This window comes from Streptomyces sp. NPDC050448, from assembly GCF_040655295.1.
Classification (GTDB): Bacteria; Actinomycetota; Actinomycetes; order Streptomycetales; family Streptomycetaceae; genus Streptomyces.
The window spans coordinates 126,041-141,024 of record NZ_JBFAJR010000014.1 but is presented as its reverse complement, the minus strand read 5'-3'; the positions used below and the strand labels follow the sequence as shown (position 1 = coordinate 141,024).

Below are 14,984 nucleotides of genomic sequence, written 5' to 3'. Positions count from 1 at the left end.
ACCCGACACGCCCAGCACCACAACGATCACCGGTTCGTGCCCGGGCCCCGTCATGCATCACCCCCTTTCCCGCATCGGTCCTGACGACCCCATCCGTCCGCCGGGACCGGTCAGGACGGCGGGGTGCCACCCGGATTCCGGTTGGCGGCGCTCCGCCGCAGGTCGTTCTCGGCGAGCGGCTGGAGGGCGCCCTTGGTGTCCAGCCGGTAGAGCAGGACCAGGGGCGGTCCCACGAGCACCACCGCGATGACCGTCACCAGGACCAGCCAGCGCAGTGTCGTCGACGCTCCGGCCGCCTGGTCCACGGTCAGCGACGTGGGGATGAGGTACGGGCTCTGGGCCACCCCCCAGGCGACCACGACGAGGGCGACGCTGCCGGCCGCCGTGATCCTCGCCCAGCCCGTGGCCGTGCGGTACAGCAGTACGGCGGTGGCCACGGCGCTGACGACGGCCATCAGGACGAGGGCCAGGCCGAGACCGCTGGTGAGCCCGTCGTAGACGTAGCGCGCGTCGTGGTGGGTGACGGCGAGGCCGACGACGGCCAGGACGGCGATGACCCCGAGGCTGCACCAGGCCCGCAGCCGGAAGTAGCGGACGAGGCCGGGGGCGTCGAAGCGGCGGGCGTCGGCCGTGAGGAACACCGCGCCCAGGAATGCGGTCGCGGCGACGGTGAGCAGCCCGGCGAGCACGGAGGTCCCGTTGGACCAGGCGTCGGCGGACGCCTCCGTCCCCGGAGCGACCCGGCCCGTGGCCAGGCCGCCGACCACCGCTCCGAGGAAGAAGGGTGTCAGGAGTGAGGACACGGCGAAGGCGGCGCCGTAGATCCTGCGCCGCGCGAGGCGTGTCATGGGCTTGCGCAGGGCGAAGCCCGCACCGCGCAGGACGAGCCCGACGGCCGCGAGCGCCAAGGGCAGCCACATGGCCGAGAAGACCGTCTGGAACAGGACCGGGAAGCCCGTCCACATGATCACCAGGATGAAGATGAGCCAGACGTTGTTCGTCTCCCAAACCGGCTCCATGGCGTGGTCGATCAGCCACCGGGGCCGCTTGCCCCGTTCGGGGCCGCCCGCGAACAGATCCCAGAAGCCGGCGCCGTAGTCGGTCCCGCCGGCACACGCGTAGGCGGCCACCGCGGCGAGCAGCGCCCAGGCCACGACGTCCTGGATCATTGCTCTCCTCCGTCACCGTGTGCAGTGCCGTGATCCGGTCCGGCCGCGGCGGTCGTCCGGCGGGGCCCGTAGGGGGTGTCGCCTTCCGGAGGGCCGGCGGCGTGGGCGTCGACCAGCTGTTCGTCGGCGGCCCGCCAACGGGTGCGCATCGTGAGCAGGACGGCCAGGAAGCTGCCAAAGACCAGTGTGTAGACCACGCCGACGATGGCGAACATCGTCCACAGCGACGCGGCCCGGGTGTCCGTGACGGCTTCGGACACCCGCATGTTCTGGTAGACGATCCAGGGCTGGCGACCCACTTCGGTGGTGATCCAGCCGCATTCCACCGTCACCAGGCAGGCCGCCCCGGCCACGGCGGCGCACCGGAAGAACCAGGGCGAGCGCGGCAGGTCGCGGCGGCGCAGCCAGCACCAGCCGTACCAGAGCGCGAGCAGGACGAGCAGGCTTCCGATCGTCACCATGATGTCGAACGCCCAGTGGGCGATGGTGGCCTGGGTCGCCGTCGGGCGGTCGCTCGCGGGGACCGACGACAGGCCTGTCACCTGGGTGTCGGGGCTGAATCCGGCGAGGATCGAGTCCAGTTGGGGGATCTTGATCCCGCCGGAGATCGACCCGTCGGGATGCAGGCGTCCGAACATGTACTCCGGTACGTGGGTATCGGTCTTCCAGACGATCTCGGTGGCGGCGAATTTCACCGGCTGCTTGTGGAAGACCGAGCGCGCGATGGAGTCCCCGATCATGAACTGCACGGGGGTGAGGATCGCGGCGACGGTGAACGGCACGGTGAAGCCGAGCCGGTGGTAGTGCTCACGCCGGCCGCGCAGCCAGCCGACCGCATACACCCCGGCCACGACATAGCCCGCCGTGAGGACGACACCTACCACGAAGTGCCAGTACTCGGGGCCGAACATCGGCGTGAAGATCGCCTTGCGGACGTCGACGTCCACGGGGTTGCCGTCCGCGTCGAGCGAGAAGCCGCGCGGCGTGTTCATCCAGGAGTTCGCGGCGATGATTCCGAACGCCCCCAGCAGCGCCGTCAGCGGCAGCGGCACAGCCAGCCAGAAGTGCGTCCACGGCTTCAGCCTTCGCCAGCCATAGAGGTAGATGGCGATGAGGATCGCCTCGAGGAAGAACGCCCACGCCTCGACCGAGAATCCGAGGCCGAAGACATCGCCCCACCGGCCCATCATTTGCGGCCACAGCAGGCCGAACTCGAAGGAGAGCACGGTACCGGTGACGACGCCGATGGCGAACTGCACGGCCATCACCGCCGACCAGCGGCGCGCGAGCAGCAAGGCGACCGCGTCGCCCTTGCGCAGCCCGCGGTAGTGCATCAGCAGGGTGATGGCGGGCAGGGCCACGCCGAAGGGCACGAGCAGGATGTGGGAGGCCAGGGTGAAGGCCATGAGCTCGCGGGCAGGGAGCAGCTGCGGAGGGGTGTCCGCCATCATCGCGATCGCGCTGTTCATGTGAGCCTTAGCGGTTCGTGCCGGACGGCTGAAGGTCTGCGGGCTTCAGCCACCGGTGGCGAACCCGGGGAACAGGGTCATGCCTCCGTCCACGTAGATCGTCGTCCCCACGACGTAGTCGAGCAGGTCGGAGGCGAGGACGGTCACCGCGTTCGCGATGTCCTCGGGGTCGCCGACGCGGCGGTACGGGATGAGCCGCAGCAGGTCGGCCTCGGCCTCGGGGGTGTCCCAGGCGCTGCGGTTGATGGGTGTGCGGATCGCACCCGGAGCGACGGCGTTGACCCGGATCCGCTGCGGGGCGAGCTCCTGCGCGAGCGTGGTCATGAGCATCTGTACGCCGCCTTTGGAGGAGGCGTAGTTCACGTGCCCGGCCCAGGGGATGATCTGGTGTACCGAGCTCATGCAAATGATCTTCCCGGCGGAGCGGGACACCTCCGGGACGACGCCGCGGCGCAGGAATTCCTTGGTCGCCTCGCGGGCGCACAGGAACTGACCGGTGAGGTTGACGTCCAGCACCTTGCGCCACTGGTCCATGGTCATGTCGGTGACCGCGGCGTCCCGCTGGAGACCGGCGTTCGCCACCATGACGTCGATGGTCCCGAACTCCTCGACCATCCGGGCGACCATGTCGACGACCTGGTCCTCCTGCGACACGTCACCCTCGTGCGCGTAGGCGCGGACCCCGAAGCCCTCGATCTCCCGCACCACCTCTTCCGCGGCGTCCTTCCCGGCGACGTAGTTCACGACCACGTCGGCGCCCGCGCGTCCGAGGCCGATCGCGGTGGCCTTGCCGATGCCGGAGTTCGCCCCCGTCACCAGGGCCTTCTGCCCCTTGAGGACCTGAGGAACAAGGAGCGTTCGACGGTCGTTGCCGCTGGCTTCCACTGAAACTCTCCCTGGGTGCTGACGGGGACACGAAATCCGCGCCACCACGAGAGCATCGCGGCGCGGCCACGGCCTGGTGGCACGACTGCCGATGACCCGTGTGGAGTGCCCTCCCGAGCCGAACGGCTCAACGCCCCGCCGAGGTGCGGTGCAATCCGTACGGTGATGGAATGGGACCACCCGGTGTGCGGGAACCCGCACCCCGAACCCCGAGCGCCACCGGCGAGGATGGCGAACATGCATCGGACGGGTGCCCAGTTCCGGCTGACCTGCGGTCCACAGACCGCCGTCGCCGTGGAGCTGGGCGGCGCCCTGCGCCACTACGCGGTCGCCGAGCGCCTGGTCGTCGACGGTTTCGACGCCGACGACCCGATCGAGGGCGGACGCGGACAGCTCCTCCTGCCGTGGCCCAACCGGATAGGAAACGGCCGGTACCGGTGGCAGGGGCGGGAACTCCAACTGCCCGTCAACGAGATCGAACACGCCAATGCCATCCACGGTCTGCTGCGCTGGACGTCATGGCAGGCGGTGGAGCAGGCGGACAGCCGCGTGGCGCTGGCGACCACGCTCTGGCCGCAACCCGGCTACCCCTTCCACCTGGTGGCCCGTGCGGAGTACGCACTCGACCGCCAAGGCCTGACGGTCACGCTGACCGCACGGAACGTCGGCGACACCCCCGCACCGTACGGGGTCGGTCAGCACCCGTATCTCGCCGTGGGACCCGGCACGGTGGACGACACGCTGCTGACCGTCCCCGCTCTGACCTGGCTGCAAACCGACGACCGCGGCCTGCCCGTCGCGACCGAGCCGGTCTCGGGGACGTCCCACGACTTCGGCGCGCCGCGGCCCATCGGCCCACAGTGGCTGGACACGGCCTTCACGGACCTGCGACGGGCCGCTGACGGGCGCGCCGTCGTACGACTTGCCGAGCCGTCCGGCGCGTACGGCACCGATCTGTGGCTCGGTGAGGGTGTGGACTTCGTCCAGGTGTTCACCGGGGACACCCTGCCCGAGCCGCACCGGCGCCGGAGCGTCGCCGTGGAGCCGATGAGCTGTGGCCCGGACGCCTTCCGCTGCGACACGGCTCGGGTGCGTCTCGAACCGGGGGCCCAGCACACGCTGCAGTGGGGGCTCGCGCCCTGGCGAGGTCAGTGACCGACCCGGCCGGCCGGGTCTCTGACGGTTCCTGATGACCCCCGACGTCAGCCGGCGTGGACGTGGGGGCGGCGGCTGCGGTCGGGTTCGGCCTCGCGGATGACCTCGCGGGTGACGGGGGCTACCTCGCCCTGTCCGAAGAGGAAGAAGCGGAAGAAGTTGGCCATCGGGTTGCCCTCGGTCCACTCGAAGTAGATGTGCGGCCGCTGCCCGGTCTCGTCCCGTACGCGCAGCAGCAGGGCGGCGAGGGCGTTGGGGATGCTGGAGCTCTCGAGGGTCAGGACGCGGTAGCGGTCGTGGAGGACTTCGCCGCGTACCCGCATCCCGGATTCGAATTCGGATGCGTCCAGGACCGTGACCTCGACGAACATGACGTCGTCCTCGGAGGGGATGTCGTTGTCGGCGCGGATCTGCTGCTTCTTCTGCCGGTACTCCTCGAGGTCGCGGCTGTCGGGTTCGTTGGCGATGAAGCGGATGGTGCGGTTGGCGGTGTCGCGGATGAACCGCTGGGCCATGTCGTCGAATTCCACGTGGGTGACGCGCAGCTCGAAGACGCGGGCGAGGCGGGACAGGAGCGAGAGGGCCATGATGCCGGCGATGAAGCAGGCACCGATCTTCACGCCGTCGGGGCGCTCGGCGACGTTGACGGCGGTGGTGTAGACGAAGACGGCGGAGATGACGCCGAAGCCGATGGCCCAGCCGCGCTCCCCGGCCCGGCGGGCGGCGATGGTCACGGCGACGGCCGCCGAGGTGATCAGGACGAGGACACCGGTGGCGTACGCGCCGCCCTGCGCGTCGACGTCGGCGTCGAAGAGCCAGGTCACCAGGAACGCGATCAGGGTGAAGACGATGACCATGGGGCGCAGGGCGCGGGCCCAGTGGGGGGCCATGCCGTAGCGGGGCAGGTAGCGCGGCATCAGGTTGAGCAGGCCGGCCATGGCCGAGGAGCCCGCGAACCACAGGATGAGGATGGTCGAGACGTCGTAGACCGTGCCGAAGGCGGAGCCGAGGTACTCGTGGGCCAGGTACGCGAGGGCGCGGCCGTTGGCCTCGCCGCCCGGCTGGAACGCCGCGGGCGGGATCAGCAGGGTGGTGACGAAGCTGCTGGTGATCAGGAAGACGCTCATGATCACGGCGGCGGTGGTCAGCAGCTTCTTCGTGCCCCGGATCCGGCCCGCGGGCTTCTCGTCCGAGTCGTCCGGGGAGCCCTGGACGTGCGGCATGACCGCGACACCGGTCTCGAACCCGGACAGGCCGAGCGCCAGCTTGGGGAAGACCACCAGCGCGATGGCGATCATCATGAACACGTTGCCGTGCTCGGTGATCAGCGCGTCCTTCCAGTCGCCGATGAGCTGCGGCTCACTGACGACCTGCCACAGGCCGACCCCGATGACGACGACGTTCAGCGCGAGATACGAGAAGACCAGGGCCACGGCCACCCCGATGGCCTCGCTGAACCCCTTGAGGAACACGCCGCCGAGCAGGGCGATCAGGATCAGGGTGATCAGGACCTGGTGGCCGTTGAGCGTGCTGGTCAGATGCGGGTTCTCCACCATGTGCGCGGTCGCGTCCGCCGCCGACAGGGTGATCGTGATCAGGAAGTCGGTCGCAGCGAAGCCCAGCAGGGTCAGGACGAACAGCTTGCCCTTCCAGAACGACAGCAGCCGCTCCAGCATCGCGATGGAGCCCTCGCCGTGCGGGCTCTCCTCCGCCACCCGCCGGTAGACCGGCAGCGCCCCGAAGAGGGTGAGGATCACGAGCACGATGGTGGCCAGCGGCGAGAGCAGGCCGGCCGCGAGCGCCGCGATGCCCGGCTGGTAGCCGAGGGTCGAGAAGTAGTCGAGGCCCGTCAGGCACATCACCCGCCACCACGGCCGCCCGTGGTCGTCGGGCGCGGACGGTCCGGCCTCGCCCGACTCTTCCGGCCGAGGGCCCGCCCGGTGCTTCATCTGGTCGGTCAGGCCTTCCAGGAGCCATGCCCTCAGGCGGCTCGGCTGGGTGGGGGTGGCCATCGCGGGTGCTCCTTCGTACGGCTTGGATCCGGCCATCGGTGCGGCGGCTGGGCAAGCGTACGGAACCTGATCATTCGTGCACGCGCGCGTTCTTATCCTGACGGGCTTCCGGCGGCGTCGCGCGGGAGGTTGCTCCGGTTGGCCGGAGGGGCGTACTCCGGCGCGAACCCGCCTCCCACCTGCGCAGACACTCTGCATCGCACCACGCTGCCCGAAGGCGTCGGCGTGCGCGGTCGCGACGGTCTTACGGAGGGTCCGCACAGTCCATCAAATCGAGCGAATGTTCGAGCAGGGCGCTACGATGGACCCGTGCGTACGATCCCCGGCCTCCAGGGCTCCCTCTTCGACCAGGGCGACGAGATCCGCCTCGGCCCGCTCCCGGACCTGCGCCGCACCCCGCTCGGCCCCGGCGCCTGGGTCGACCACCTCCCCGGCTGGCTCTCCGGCGCCGACACGCTGTTCGAGCGGCTGGCCGAGGACGTGCCGTGGCGGGCCGAGCGCCGCCGGATGTACGAGCGCGAGGTCGACGTACCGCGCCTGCTCGCCTTCTACGACGAGGGGGAGCCCCTGCCGCATCCGGCGCTCGCCGAGGCCCGCGACACACTGACCCGGCACTACGCCGCCGAGCTCGGGGAACCCTTCGCCACCGCCGGGCTCTGCCTCTACCGCGACGGCCGGGACAGCGTCGCCTGGCACGGGGACCGGATCGGCCGGTCCGCCACCGAGGACACCATGGTCGCGATCGTCTCGGTCGGCGACCCCCGCGATCTCGTCTTCCGCCCCCGCGACGGCGGCCCCACCCTGCTGCGCCTGCCCCTCGGGCACGGCGACCTCGTCGTGATGGGCGGTTCCTGCCAGCGGACCATGGAGCACGCGGTGCCCAAATCCGGCCGCGCGGTCGGCCCGCGCATCAGCATCCAGTACCGCCCGCGCGGCGTCCGCTGACCCGTGGGCCGGGCCGGCGGCCACGCCCGCGGCCACGCCCGCGGCCCGGTCAGTAGCCGTAGACGCTCAGTTCGGTGATGGATGCGAACAGGTGCTCCCAGACCTCGGCGCCCGGCTCGGCGGGATCGCCTGACTCCAGGACGTCCGGCTCCAGGTCCGCCACCTCGGCGAGGAAGGAACCGCGGCCGTACTCACCGGGGTAAGGGTCCCAGCAGGCCCCCATGAACCGGCGCACCGCCTCCAGGAGCCGCACGAACGTCTCCGTGTCCCGGGCGAACGGGAACGGCCCCTCGCCGTCGCGGATCAGCGACACCGCGCCCGTCTCCGGGTGGAGCAGCACCCGGCCCTCGTCGGCGTAGCCCAGTTCGAACGTCCCCAGGTGCAGCAGGCCGTCGGGGCCGGGCTCCGCGTCCCCGGGCCCTGCCTCGGTCCAGGCGAGCCGGAACGAGGTCACACCCGCCGCCCACTGGCGCGGCAGGCCCACCGTGGTGACGAGATCCCGCGTCGGGCGGTGGGTCAGGGCCGCGGGCAGTTGCGCATCCGGTACGCGGACCATCCGGTCGGCGCCGAACACCGCATCCACGCGGGCCGCGTCCAGCGGCGACTCGCCCGGCTCCGGGCCCGCGAACCACGGCTCGCCCGCGCCCTCGTCCCACGAGGTGCTGTCGGCGCCACCGGTGGGCCAGCCGGCCGCCGCCGCCGTCTCGCCCCGCTCCACCACCAGGACCCCGCGCGCCTCGACGAGCAGGAAGCGGCCCGCGCCGAGGGCCACGGGCTCCTCCCAGGTGCCGGGGCAGTGCAGGGCCCAGGCGTCCTCGTCCGGGTCGAAGAGGAACGGCTCGTCCTCCTCGGCCTCCTGCTTGCGCTCGGTGAACTCCCCGTCGGCGGGCGCCGGGCACGGCGAGCCGGTGGCCAGGTCGAACCAGCGCTCGTCGGTCCAGAGCGACCAGACCTTCAGCAGGCTCCGGCCGTCCGGCCCGTCGAAGACGTCGGCGGAGGCGTCCCCGCTGAGGTTCGGCTCGGCCCGGAAGGCCCCGACCGGCCGCCACCAGGCCCATATGGTCCGCCACGGCATGCCGGGCTCGGCCGCGGCGACCTGTTCCGCGTACGCGTCGTGCCCCAGCACCTTCGCCGCGAAGTGCAGCCACGAGCCGAACTCCGCCCGCGACACTTCTGCGTGCCCGAACACGGCCTCCGCCTGGGCGAAGACCTCACGGCCGACCCCGCCGCCGGCCTCCGAGCCGGGCCACTCCCGCACGCGGGCCGGTCCGGCCTCCAACAGGGCGGCGGGGGAGGAGAACAGGGCGTCAAGATCTTCACGAGGCATGCGGACATGGTGCCACCGGCCTCTGACAGCCCCGGAGCTAGGGGGTGTTGACGCCGACTGTGTTCAGGAAGATCCAGTTGTCCTGCGGCACGGTCCCGGCCGCCGGCTCCGGCACCGGGCGCTTCTCCTCGTGCCAGGCATCGGGACCCACTGCCTCCGTGGCGACTTCGCGCCAGAAGCGGGCCGCGCCCGTGTTGGGCTCCTGGAAGGCGATGGCCCACCGGCCCGGCTGCGAACGCAGCAGTTCCAGGGCCGCCTGCCGGCCGACGCCCCGCCTGCGCAGGGCCCTTACGACGAAGAACGCCGAGATCGAGGTCGCCCCCTCGTCGGTCTCCCGGGTCAGCACGAACCCCGCCGGTGTGGCCCCGTACTGGATCAGCAGGGCCTGACGCCCCGGCCCGCCGAAGAACAGCGGCAGCCTGCCGAAGCCGAACGTCCCGTCCGCCGCGGGCAGATGGCCGAGGAACTCCGACATGTCGTGGCGGTACAGCTGGGCCAGCCGCTCGACGACCGGCCGGAGTTCGGCGGTCACGGCCCGGAGGGTCAGCGGCGGTACGCGGTCGGTGGTATCGGTGGTGTGCGAGTTCATCGACCGATTCTCGCAGCGCGGCCATGCGGCCGTGCGGCTATGCGGCCGTGCGGCTATGCGGCGCCCGGCTCCTTGGCGGCGGCTGCCCCGGGCCGCACCGCGCCCGCCGCCGCGTGCAGGGTGTGCAGTGCCAGCAGCAGCACACCGATGTCGTCGAGGTACACCGGGTCCGGGATCAGGTCCACGGGCGAGATGGTGTAGATCACCGCGACCCAGAAGAGCGCCTTGTCGCGCAGCGGGATCCCCGCGTCGAGCAGCAGGCGCCGCGCCGCGAAGACCCTTACGAGCAGCACGGCGGCCGCGATCGCCAGCCCCAGGGCGACGAACGCCGCGACCGTCAGCCAGACCGTTCCGTCCATGTCACCCCTATACCCCGTTCAGACCCGTTATGCGCCATTCTCCCGCAGTCGGCGGCTGACCTCGCCCAGCCCCTCCGCGAGCGCCTCGAGCTGCTCGGGGGTGAGGACGTCGATCAGCGCCTCCCGGACCGTCGCCACATGCCCGGGAGCGGCCTCCTCCAGGCGGGCGCTGCCGGCGTCCGTGAGGACGGCGAAGACCCCGCGCACGTCGGAGGGGCAGCTGCGGCGGCGGACCAGGCCCGCCTTCTCCAGCTGGGTGACCTGGTAGGTCAGCCCGCTCTTCGAATTGATCAGGCCATTGGCCAGTTCCGTCATCCGCAGCTCGCGGTCCGGGGCCGCGGCGAGCCGCACGAGGATCTCGTACTGCGGGTGCGACAGTCCGGAGTCGTCCTTGAGCTGCTGGTCGAGACGGCGGTTCACCAGGGCGGATGCGGCCAGGAAGCCGCTCCAGGCGCGCATCTCGCGCTCGTCCAGCCATCTCGCTTCAGCCATGCGCCCAGGGTACACGGGTTGTTCCAATTTGAATCACTGGTTAAGGTCGGACTGGCGGTTCGAATTTGAACTACTCCGTCCCGGACCGCCCGACCGGAAGGATCCCCCATGACCAGCCCCTCCGTCACCGCGACGAAGCCGCAGGCCGCCGTCCCGGCCGTCCCGCTCGCCCTCTCCACCCCCGCGCACGACGCCGGCCTGCTCCTCCTGCGCGTCGTCCTCGGACTCACCATGGCCGGCCACGGCACCCAGAAGCTCCTCGGCTGGTTCGGCGGCGGCGGCATCAGCGGCACCGGCCAGTTCTTCACCGCCAGCGGCTACCCCGCGGGCGACGCCATGGCCGTCCTCGCCGGCCTGACCGAGGTCCTCGGCGGCCTCGGCCTCGTCCTCGGGCTGCTCACCCCGCTCGCCGGCGCCGCGGTCGTCGGCACCATGATCAATGCGATCGCCGTCCACGGCGCGGGATCGTTCTTCGCCCCGAAGGGCATCGAGTACGAACTGCTCCTGACCGTGGCCGCCGCCGCCCTCGCCCTCACCGGCCCCGGGCGGTACGCCGCCGACCGCTTCCTGCCCGTCCTGCGCAGCCACCGTCTGGCCCACGGCGCCCTCGCCGTCGCCGTCGGCGTGATCACCGCCGGCGTGCTGCTCCTCGTACGCAACTGACCGGCGCGCGCAAGAGGGTGCCCGGGGCCAGGCTGATTGGACCCGGGCATTCGGGGGAACAGCGCACAAATGACACAACCCATCGAAGACTACGCACTCATCGGCGACCTCATGACCAGCGGGCTCGTCGGCCGCGACGGGTCCATCGACTGGCTGTGCCTGCCGCGCTTCGACTCGTCCGCCTGCTTCGCGGCGCTCCTCGGCGGCAAGGAGAACGGCCACTGGCGCATCGCCCCGGCCGGGGCCGCCGCAGGCGAGCGGTGCACCCGCCGCGCCTACATCGACGGCTCGCTGGTCCTGGAGTCCTACTGGGAGACCCCGGACGGCGGCTCGTTCAAGGTCACCGATTTCATGCCGCAACGCGACAAGGCACCCGACGTGATGCGCATCGTCGAAGGCCTTTCTGGTGAGGTCGCCGTGCGCAGCGTCCTGCGGCTGCGGTTCGACTACGGGCACGTCGTCCCCTGGGTCCGGCGCTGCGACGGCGAGCGGGTCGCCGTCGCCGGGCCCGACTCCGTGTGGTTCCGCAGCGAACCGGCCGTCCACACCTGGGGCGAGGCCAACAGCACCCGCTCCGAATTCACCGTCGCCGCCGGTCAGCGGGTCGCCTTCGTCCTCACCTGGCACCCCTCGCACGAACCGCGCCCCGCGGCCGTGGAACCGTACGCGGCGCTCGAGCAGAACCTCGCCGACTGGCGGGACTGGACCGCCAAGTGCACCTACGACGGCCCCTACCGGGAGGCGGTGACCCGCTCCCTGATCACCCTCAAGGCCCTCACGTACGCCCCGACCGGCGGAATCGCGGCCGCCGCAACGACCTCCCTCCCCGAGGAGCTCGGCGGTGTCCGCAACTGGGACTACCGCTACTGCTGGCTGCGCGACTCCACCCTCACCCTCGGCTCCCTCCTCGCGACCGGCTTCCTGGAGGAGGCCCGCGCCTGGCGCGAATGGCTGCTGCGCGCGGTCGCCGGCGATCCCGCCGACCTGCAGATCATGTACGGGATCGGCGGCGAGCGGCGGATCCCGGAGAACGACCTGCCGTGGCTGCGCGGCTACGCCTCCTCCGCCCCGGTCCGGGTCGGCAACGCGGCCGTGGACCAGCTCCAGCTCGACGTGTACGGGGAGGTCCTCGACTCCCTCTACCTGGCCCGGTCGAACGGACTGCCCGCGGAGAGGCACTCGTGGCGGATCCAGCTCGCGCTCCTCGACTTCCTTGAGCGCAACTGGCGTCGGCCGGACGAGGGCCTGTGGGAGGTGCGCGGGCCGCGCCGGCACTTCGTGCACTCCAAGGTGATGGCGTGGGTCGCCGCCGACCGGGCCGTGTGCACGCTGGAGAGCGACCCCTCTCTGCACGGCGACGTGGAGCGGTGGCGGACCATGCGGGAGGAGGTGCACCGGGATGTGATCGAGAACGGCTTCGACCCCGTGCGGGGCACCTTCACGCAGTACTACGGCTCCCGCGAGCTGGACGCGGCCACCCTGCTCATCCCGCGGGTCGGGTTCCTGCCACCGGACGACCCGCGGGTGATCGGCACGGTCGACGCGGTCCGGGCGGAGCTCGGCAGCAGCGGCCTGGTCCGCCGCTACAGCACCGAGGGCCCGTCGGTGGACGGGCTGCCGGGTGACGAAGGGGCCTTCCTGGCCTGCTCGTTCTGGCTGGCCGACGCCCTGCACATGACCGGACGGGAGAAGGAGGCGCGGGAGCTGTTCGAGCGGCTGCTGGCCGTACGCAACGACGTGGGGCTGCTCGCGGAGGAGTACGACCCGGTGATGGGACGCCAACTCGGCAACTTCCCACAGGCGTTCAGCCACGTAGGCCTGGTGAACACGGCCCTCACCCTGGGCCGGACCCTCACCCCGTTCCCGTAGGGCTGACCCCCCGCGGCCGGTCCCGAAACTCCCCCGGCCACCGCCAGGGGAGAGGGGGAGGGTTCGGGCGGGAGCGGGGTCGCGGAGCGGGGTCAGGCGGGGGTGGCGGCCGCGCGTCGGTGCAGGAGGCCGGCGGTCGCGGCGTCGGCCGGGAGGAAGGCCTCCAGGTGCAGCTCGGCCAGCGTGACATCCACCGCCGTGGCGAACGACGTCAGCGTCGTCAGCAGCCGCAGTTCGCCCCCGCCCGTACGCAGCCGCAGCGGCACCGCGAAGCCCAGGTGGTCCGGCCCCGGCGGTGCGATCGCGGGCAGGTACCCGGTCAACTCCTCGATCAGCGCGTCGAGTTCCGCGTCCGGATGGGCGGTGGCCCGGGCCCGCAGGCTCTCCGTGATGTGCCGCCCCCACGCCGCCAGGTTCACCACGCGCGGCGCCATCCCCTCGGGATGCAGCGCGAGCCGCAGCACGTTCACCGGCGGCGCGAGCAGGTGCGCGGCCGCGCCCTCGCTCAGCACGCCGAACGCGCTGTTCGCCAGGACGAGTTCGCCGCGCGGACCGGCGACCACCGCCGGGTACGGCAGATGCCCGGTCAGGATGGACCGCAGGGCCTCCATGGCCGGCTCGATGGCGGCGTCCTCGCGCGGCGACTCGGCGTACGCCGGCGCATAACCGGCGCTCAGCAGCATGGAGTTGCGCTCCCGCAGCGTCAGCCCGAGGGACTCGGAGAGCCGCACCACCATCGCCCGGCCCGGCATCGAGCGGCCGCTCTCGATGAAACTGAGATGCCGCTGGGTGGTCCCGGCCTGGGTGGCCAGTTCGAGCTGGCTCATCCGGCGCAGTGCGCGCCGCCGGCGGACCTCACGGGCGAACGGAGTGGGTGCAGTGGCCATGTGCCCTTTCTAGCCCCCGCCCGGCGGACCCGGCGATTCCCCGGAGGGAATTGCCGGGCGTGTCCCCGGCCCCGGAACCTGAGCTGCGACGGAACAGCACCGACAGCCCCGGAGGATGGGATGCGCTCGTACCACCTGGAAGCATTCGGCGGCATCGACGGAATCGTGCTCCGCGACTCCGGCGGACCCCGGCCCGAGCCGGCCGGGCCCACCGGCATCGTGGTCGCCGTGCGGGCCGCCTCCCTCAACAAGCGGGACCTGCTCATCCTCGACCAGCGCTACCCGCTGCCCGCCGCACCCGGCGTGGTCCCGCTCAGCGACGGCGCCGGGGAGGTGGTCGCCGTCGGGGAGGCGGTGACCCGGTTCACGGTCGGCGACCGCGTGTCCTGCGCGTACTTCCCGCGCTGGCGCACCGGCCGGATCACCCCGGACGCCTTCGACCAGCCCGGCTGCACCCTCGACGGCATGCTCACGGAGTACGCCGTACTCGACGAGCAGTGGGCGGTCCGCGTCCCGGACCACCTGACCTGGGAGGAGGCGGCCACCCTGCCCTGCGCGGGGGTCACCGCCTGGCACGCGCTGACCGGCGGCGAACCACTGCGTCCCGGCCAGACCGTACTGACCCTCGGGACCGGCCCGGTCTCCCTCTTCGCCGTGCAGTTCGCGAAGCTGCTGGGCTGCCGGGTGGTGTCGACCACCTCCAGCGCCGACAAGGCGGACCGGCTCAAGGCACTCGGCGCCGACGAGGTCGTCGACTACCGGCGCAACCCCGACTGGGGCCAGGCCGTACGGGAGCTCACAGGCGGCATCGGCGCCGACCTGGTGGTCGAGACGGGCGGCCCCGAGACCATCGAGCAGTCGGTACGGGCGAGTGCCCTGTACGGGCAGATCGCCCTGCTGATCACCGCCAGCGCCGGCAAGGCCGGGATCGAGATCTCGCACGCGGCGTACGCGTCGAGCCTCGCCACGATCCGCCGGGTGTTCGTCGGCAGCCGCACCCAGTTCGAGGACATGAACCGGGCGGTCGCCGCCCACGGGCTGCGCCCGGTCATCGACCGCGTGCACCCCTTCGAGGAGGCCCGGACGGCCTACCGCGAGTACGCGACGGCCTCCCCCTTCGGCAAGGTCGTCATCAGCATCGACGGGGCCGACGGGAAGTGACC

General features: G+C 71.7%; 14 protein-coding genes. 5 read left to right on the top strand and 9 right to left on the bottom strand.

Annotation, left to right across the window (positions count from 1 at the left end):
- Window positions 1-110: 110 nt before the first annotated feature.
- Genes AB0I68_RS19060 through AB0I68_RS19050 form a run of 3 tightly spaced genes read right to left on the bottom strand, consistent with a single transcriptional unit; the run spans window position 111 to window position 3,523 of the window.
- Window positions 111-1,169, bottom strand: a complete 1,059-nt coding sequence (locus tag AB0I68_RS19060; RefSeq protein WP_363178479.1) for a cytochrome d ubiquinol oxidase subunit II — start codon at window positions 1,167-1,169, stop codon at window positions 111-113.
- A complete protein-coding gene (locus tag AB0I68_RS19055) occupies window positions 1,166-2,638 on the bottom strand; it encodes a cytochrome ubiquinol oxidase subunit I (RefSeq protein ID WP_363178478.1) in 1,473 nt (490 codons plus the stop codon). The genes AB0I68_RS19060 and AB0I68_RS19055 overlap by 4 nt, the downstream gene beginning before the upstream one ends.
- A 45-nt stretch (window positions 2,639-2,683) precedes the next feature.
- Window positions 2,684-3,523: an SDR family oxidoreductase gene (locus AB0I68_RS19050; protein ID WP_363178477.1), complete on the bottom strand. Its 840-nt coding sequence runs from the start codon at window positions 3,521-3,523 to the stop codon at window positions 2,684-2,686.
- Window positions 3,524-3,760: 237 nt separating this feature from the next.
- Between AB0I68_RS19050 and AB0I68_RS19045 the strand changes: the two genes are divergently transcribed.
- On the top strand, window positions 3,761-4,678 hold the full coding sequence (locus AB0I68_RS19045) for an aldose 1-epimerase family protein (RefSeq protein WP_363178476.1): 918 nt from the start codon (window positions 3,761-3,763) through the stop codon (window positions 4,676-4,678).
- A gap of 47 nt (window positions 4,679-4,725) precedes the next feature.
- Here AB0I68_RS19045 and AB0I68_RS19040 read toward each other — a convergent pair whose 3' ends face one another.
- Window positions 4,726-6,690, bottom strand: a complete 1,965-nt coding sequence (locus tag AB0I68_RS19040; RefSeq protein ID WP_363178475.1) for an amino acid transporter — start codon at window positions 6,688-6,690, stop codon at window positions 4,726-4,728.
- Between the two features lie 309 nt (window positions 6,691-6,999).
- Between AB0I68_RS19040 and AB0I68_RS19035 the strand changes: the two genes are divergently transcribed.
- Window positions 7,000-7,635, top strand: coding sequence for an alpha-ketoglutarate-dependent dioxygenase AlkB (locus AB0I68_RS19035; RefSeq protein ID WP_363178474.1), 636 nt, complete (start codon window positions 7,000-7,002; stop codon window positions 7,633-7,635).
- A 49-nt stretch (window positions 7,636-7,684) separates the two neighbouring features.
- Here the strand turns inward: AB0I68_RS19035 and AB0I68_RS19030 are convergent, their stop codons facing one another.
- From AB0I68_RS19030 to AB0I68_RS19015, 4 genes are read right to left on the bottom strand one after another with little or no spacing between them, the layout of a single operon-like run.
- The gene (locus AB0I68_RS19030) at window positions 7,685-8,962 is read right to left on the bottom strand and encodes an SUKH-4 family immunity protein (RefSeq protein WP_363178473.1); all 1,278 of its coding nucleotides are present in this window, start codon (window positions 8,960-8,962) and stop codon (window positions 7,685-7,687) included.
- A 37-nt stretch (window positions 8,963-8,999) separates the two neighbouring features.
- Window positions 9,000-9,551 carry a GNAT family N-acetyltransferase gene (locus tag AB0I68_RS19025; protein WP_363178471.1) on the bottom strand — a complete coding sequence of 184 codons (552 nt, stop codon included), beginning with the start codon at window positions 9,549-9,551 and terminating at the stop codon, window positions 9,000-9,002.
- A 53-nt stretch (window positions 9,552-9,604) separates the two neighbouring features.
- Window positions 9,605-9,910 (bottom strand): DUF1232 domain-containing protein, encoded by a 306-nt coding sequence (locus AB0I68_RS19020; RefSeq protein WP_363178469.1) that lies wholly within the window; start codon window positions 9,908-9,910, stop codon window positions 9,605-9,607.
- A 27-nt stretch (window positions 9,911-9,937) separates the two neighbouring features.
- Window positions 9,938-10,402: a MarR family transcriptional regulator gene (locus AB0I68_RS19015; protein WP_363178468.1), complete on the bottom strand. Its 465-nt coding sequence runs from the start codon at window positions 10,400-10,402 to the stop codon at window positions 9,938-9,940.
- A gap of 108 nt (window positions 10,403-10,510) precedes the next feature.
- On the opposite strand from AB0I68_RS19015, the gene AB0I68_RS19010 reads away from it, so the two are divergent.
- Together AB0I68_RS19010 and AB0I68_RS19005 are read left to right on the top strand one after the other, a co-directional pair.
- Window positions 10,511-11,065, top strand: coding sequence for a DoxX family membrane protein (locus tag AB0I68_RS19010; protein ID WP_363178466.1), 555 nt, complete (start codon window positions 10,511-10,513; stop codon window positions 11,063-11,065).
- A gap of 69 nt (window positions 11,066-11,134) precedes the next feature.
- A complete protein-coding gene (locus tag AB0I68_RS19005; RefSeq protein ID WP_363178465.1) occupies window positions 11,135-12,934 on the top strand; it encodes a glycoside hydrolase family 15 protein in 1,800 nt (599 codons plus the stop codon).
- Between the two features lie 92 nt (window positions 12,935-13,026).
- On the opposite strand, the gene AB0I68_RS19000 is transcribed toward AB0I68_RS19005, so the two are convergent.
- The gene (locus AB0I68_RS19000) at window positions 13,027-13,821 is read right to left on the bottom strand and encodes a helix-turn-helix domain-containing protein (protein ID WP_363178464.1); all 795 of its coding nucleotides are present in this window, start codon (window positions 13,819-13,821) and stop codon (window positions 13,027-13,029) included.
- Between the two features lie 120 nt (window positions 13,822-13,941).
- Between AB0I68_RS19000 and AB0I68_RS18995 the strand changes: the two genes are divergently transcribed.
- Window positions 13,942-14,982, top strand: a complete 1,041-nt coding sequence (locus AB0I68_RS18995; RefSeq protein ID WP_363178463.1) for an NAD(P)-dependent alcohol dehydrogenase — start codon at window positions 13,942-13,944, stop codon at window positions 14,980-14,982.
- The last annotated feature ends 2 nt before the right edge of the window (window positions 14,983-14,984 follow it).

Excerpts from the sequence above, each read along its gene's own strand:
- AB0I68_RS19060 (WP_363178479.1), bottom strand. The coding sequence starts at position 1,169 with ATGATCCAGGACGTCGTGGCCTGGGCGCTGCTCGCCGCGGTGGCCGCC.
- AB0I68_RS19055 (WP_363178478.1), bottom strand. The coding sequence starts at position 2,638 with ATGAACAGCGCGATCGCGATGATGGCGGACACCCCTCCGCAGCTGCTC.
- AB0I68_RS19045 (WP_363178476.1), top strand. The coding sequence starts at position 3,761 with ATGCATCGGACGGGTGCCCAGTTCCGGCTGACCTGCGGTCCACAGACC.
- AB0I68_RS19040 (WP_363178475.1), bottom strand. The coding sequence starts at position 6,690 with ATGGCCACCCCCACCCAGCCGAGCCGCCTGAGGGCATGGCTCCTGGAA.
- AB0I68_RS19030 (WP_363178473.1), bottom strand. The coding sequence starts at position 8,962 with ATGCCTCGTGAAGATCTTGACGCCCTGTTCTCCTCCCCCGCCGCCCTG.
- AB0I68_RS19025 (WP_363178471.1), bottom strand. The coding sequence starts at position 9,551 with ATGAACTCGCACACCACCGATACCACCGACCGCGTACCGCCGCTGACC.
- AB0I68_RS19020 (WP_363178469.1), bottom strand. The coding sequence starts at position 9,910 with ATGGACGGAACGGTCTGGCTGACGGTCGCGGCGTTCGTCGCCCTGGGG.
- AB0I68_RS19015 (WP_363178468.1), bottom strand. The coding sequence starts at position 10,402 with ATGGCTGAAGCGAGATGGCTGGACGAGCGCGAGATGCGCGCCTGGAGC.
- AB0I68_RS19010 (WP_363178466.1), top strand. The coding sequence starts at position 10,511 with ATGACCAGCCCCTCCGTCACCGCGACGAAGCCGCAGGCCGCCGTCCCG.
- AB0I68_RS19005 (WP_363178465.1), top strand. The coding sequence starts at position 11,135 with ATGACACAACCCATCGAAGACTACGCACTCATCGGCGACCTCATGACC.
- AB0I68_RS19000 (WP_363178464.1), bottom strand. The coding sequence starts at position 13,821 with ATGGCCACTGCACCCACTCCGTTCGCCCGTGAGGTCCGCCGGCGGCGC.
- AB0I68_RS18995 (WP_363178463.1), top strand. The coding sequence starts at position 13,942 with ATGCGCTCGTACCACCTGGAAGCATTCGGCGGCATCGACGGAATCGTG.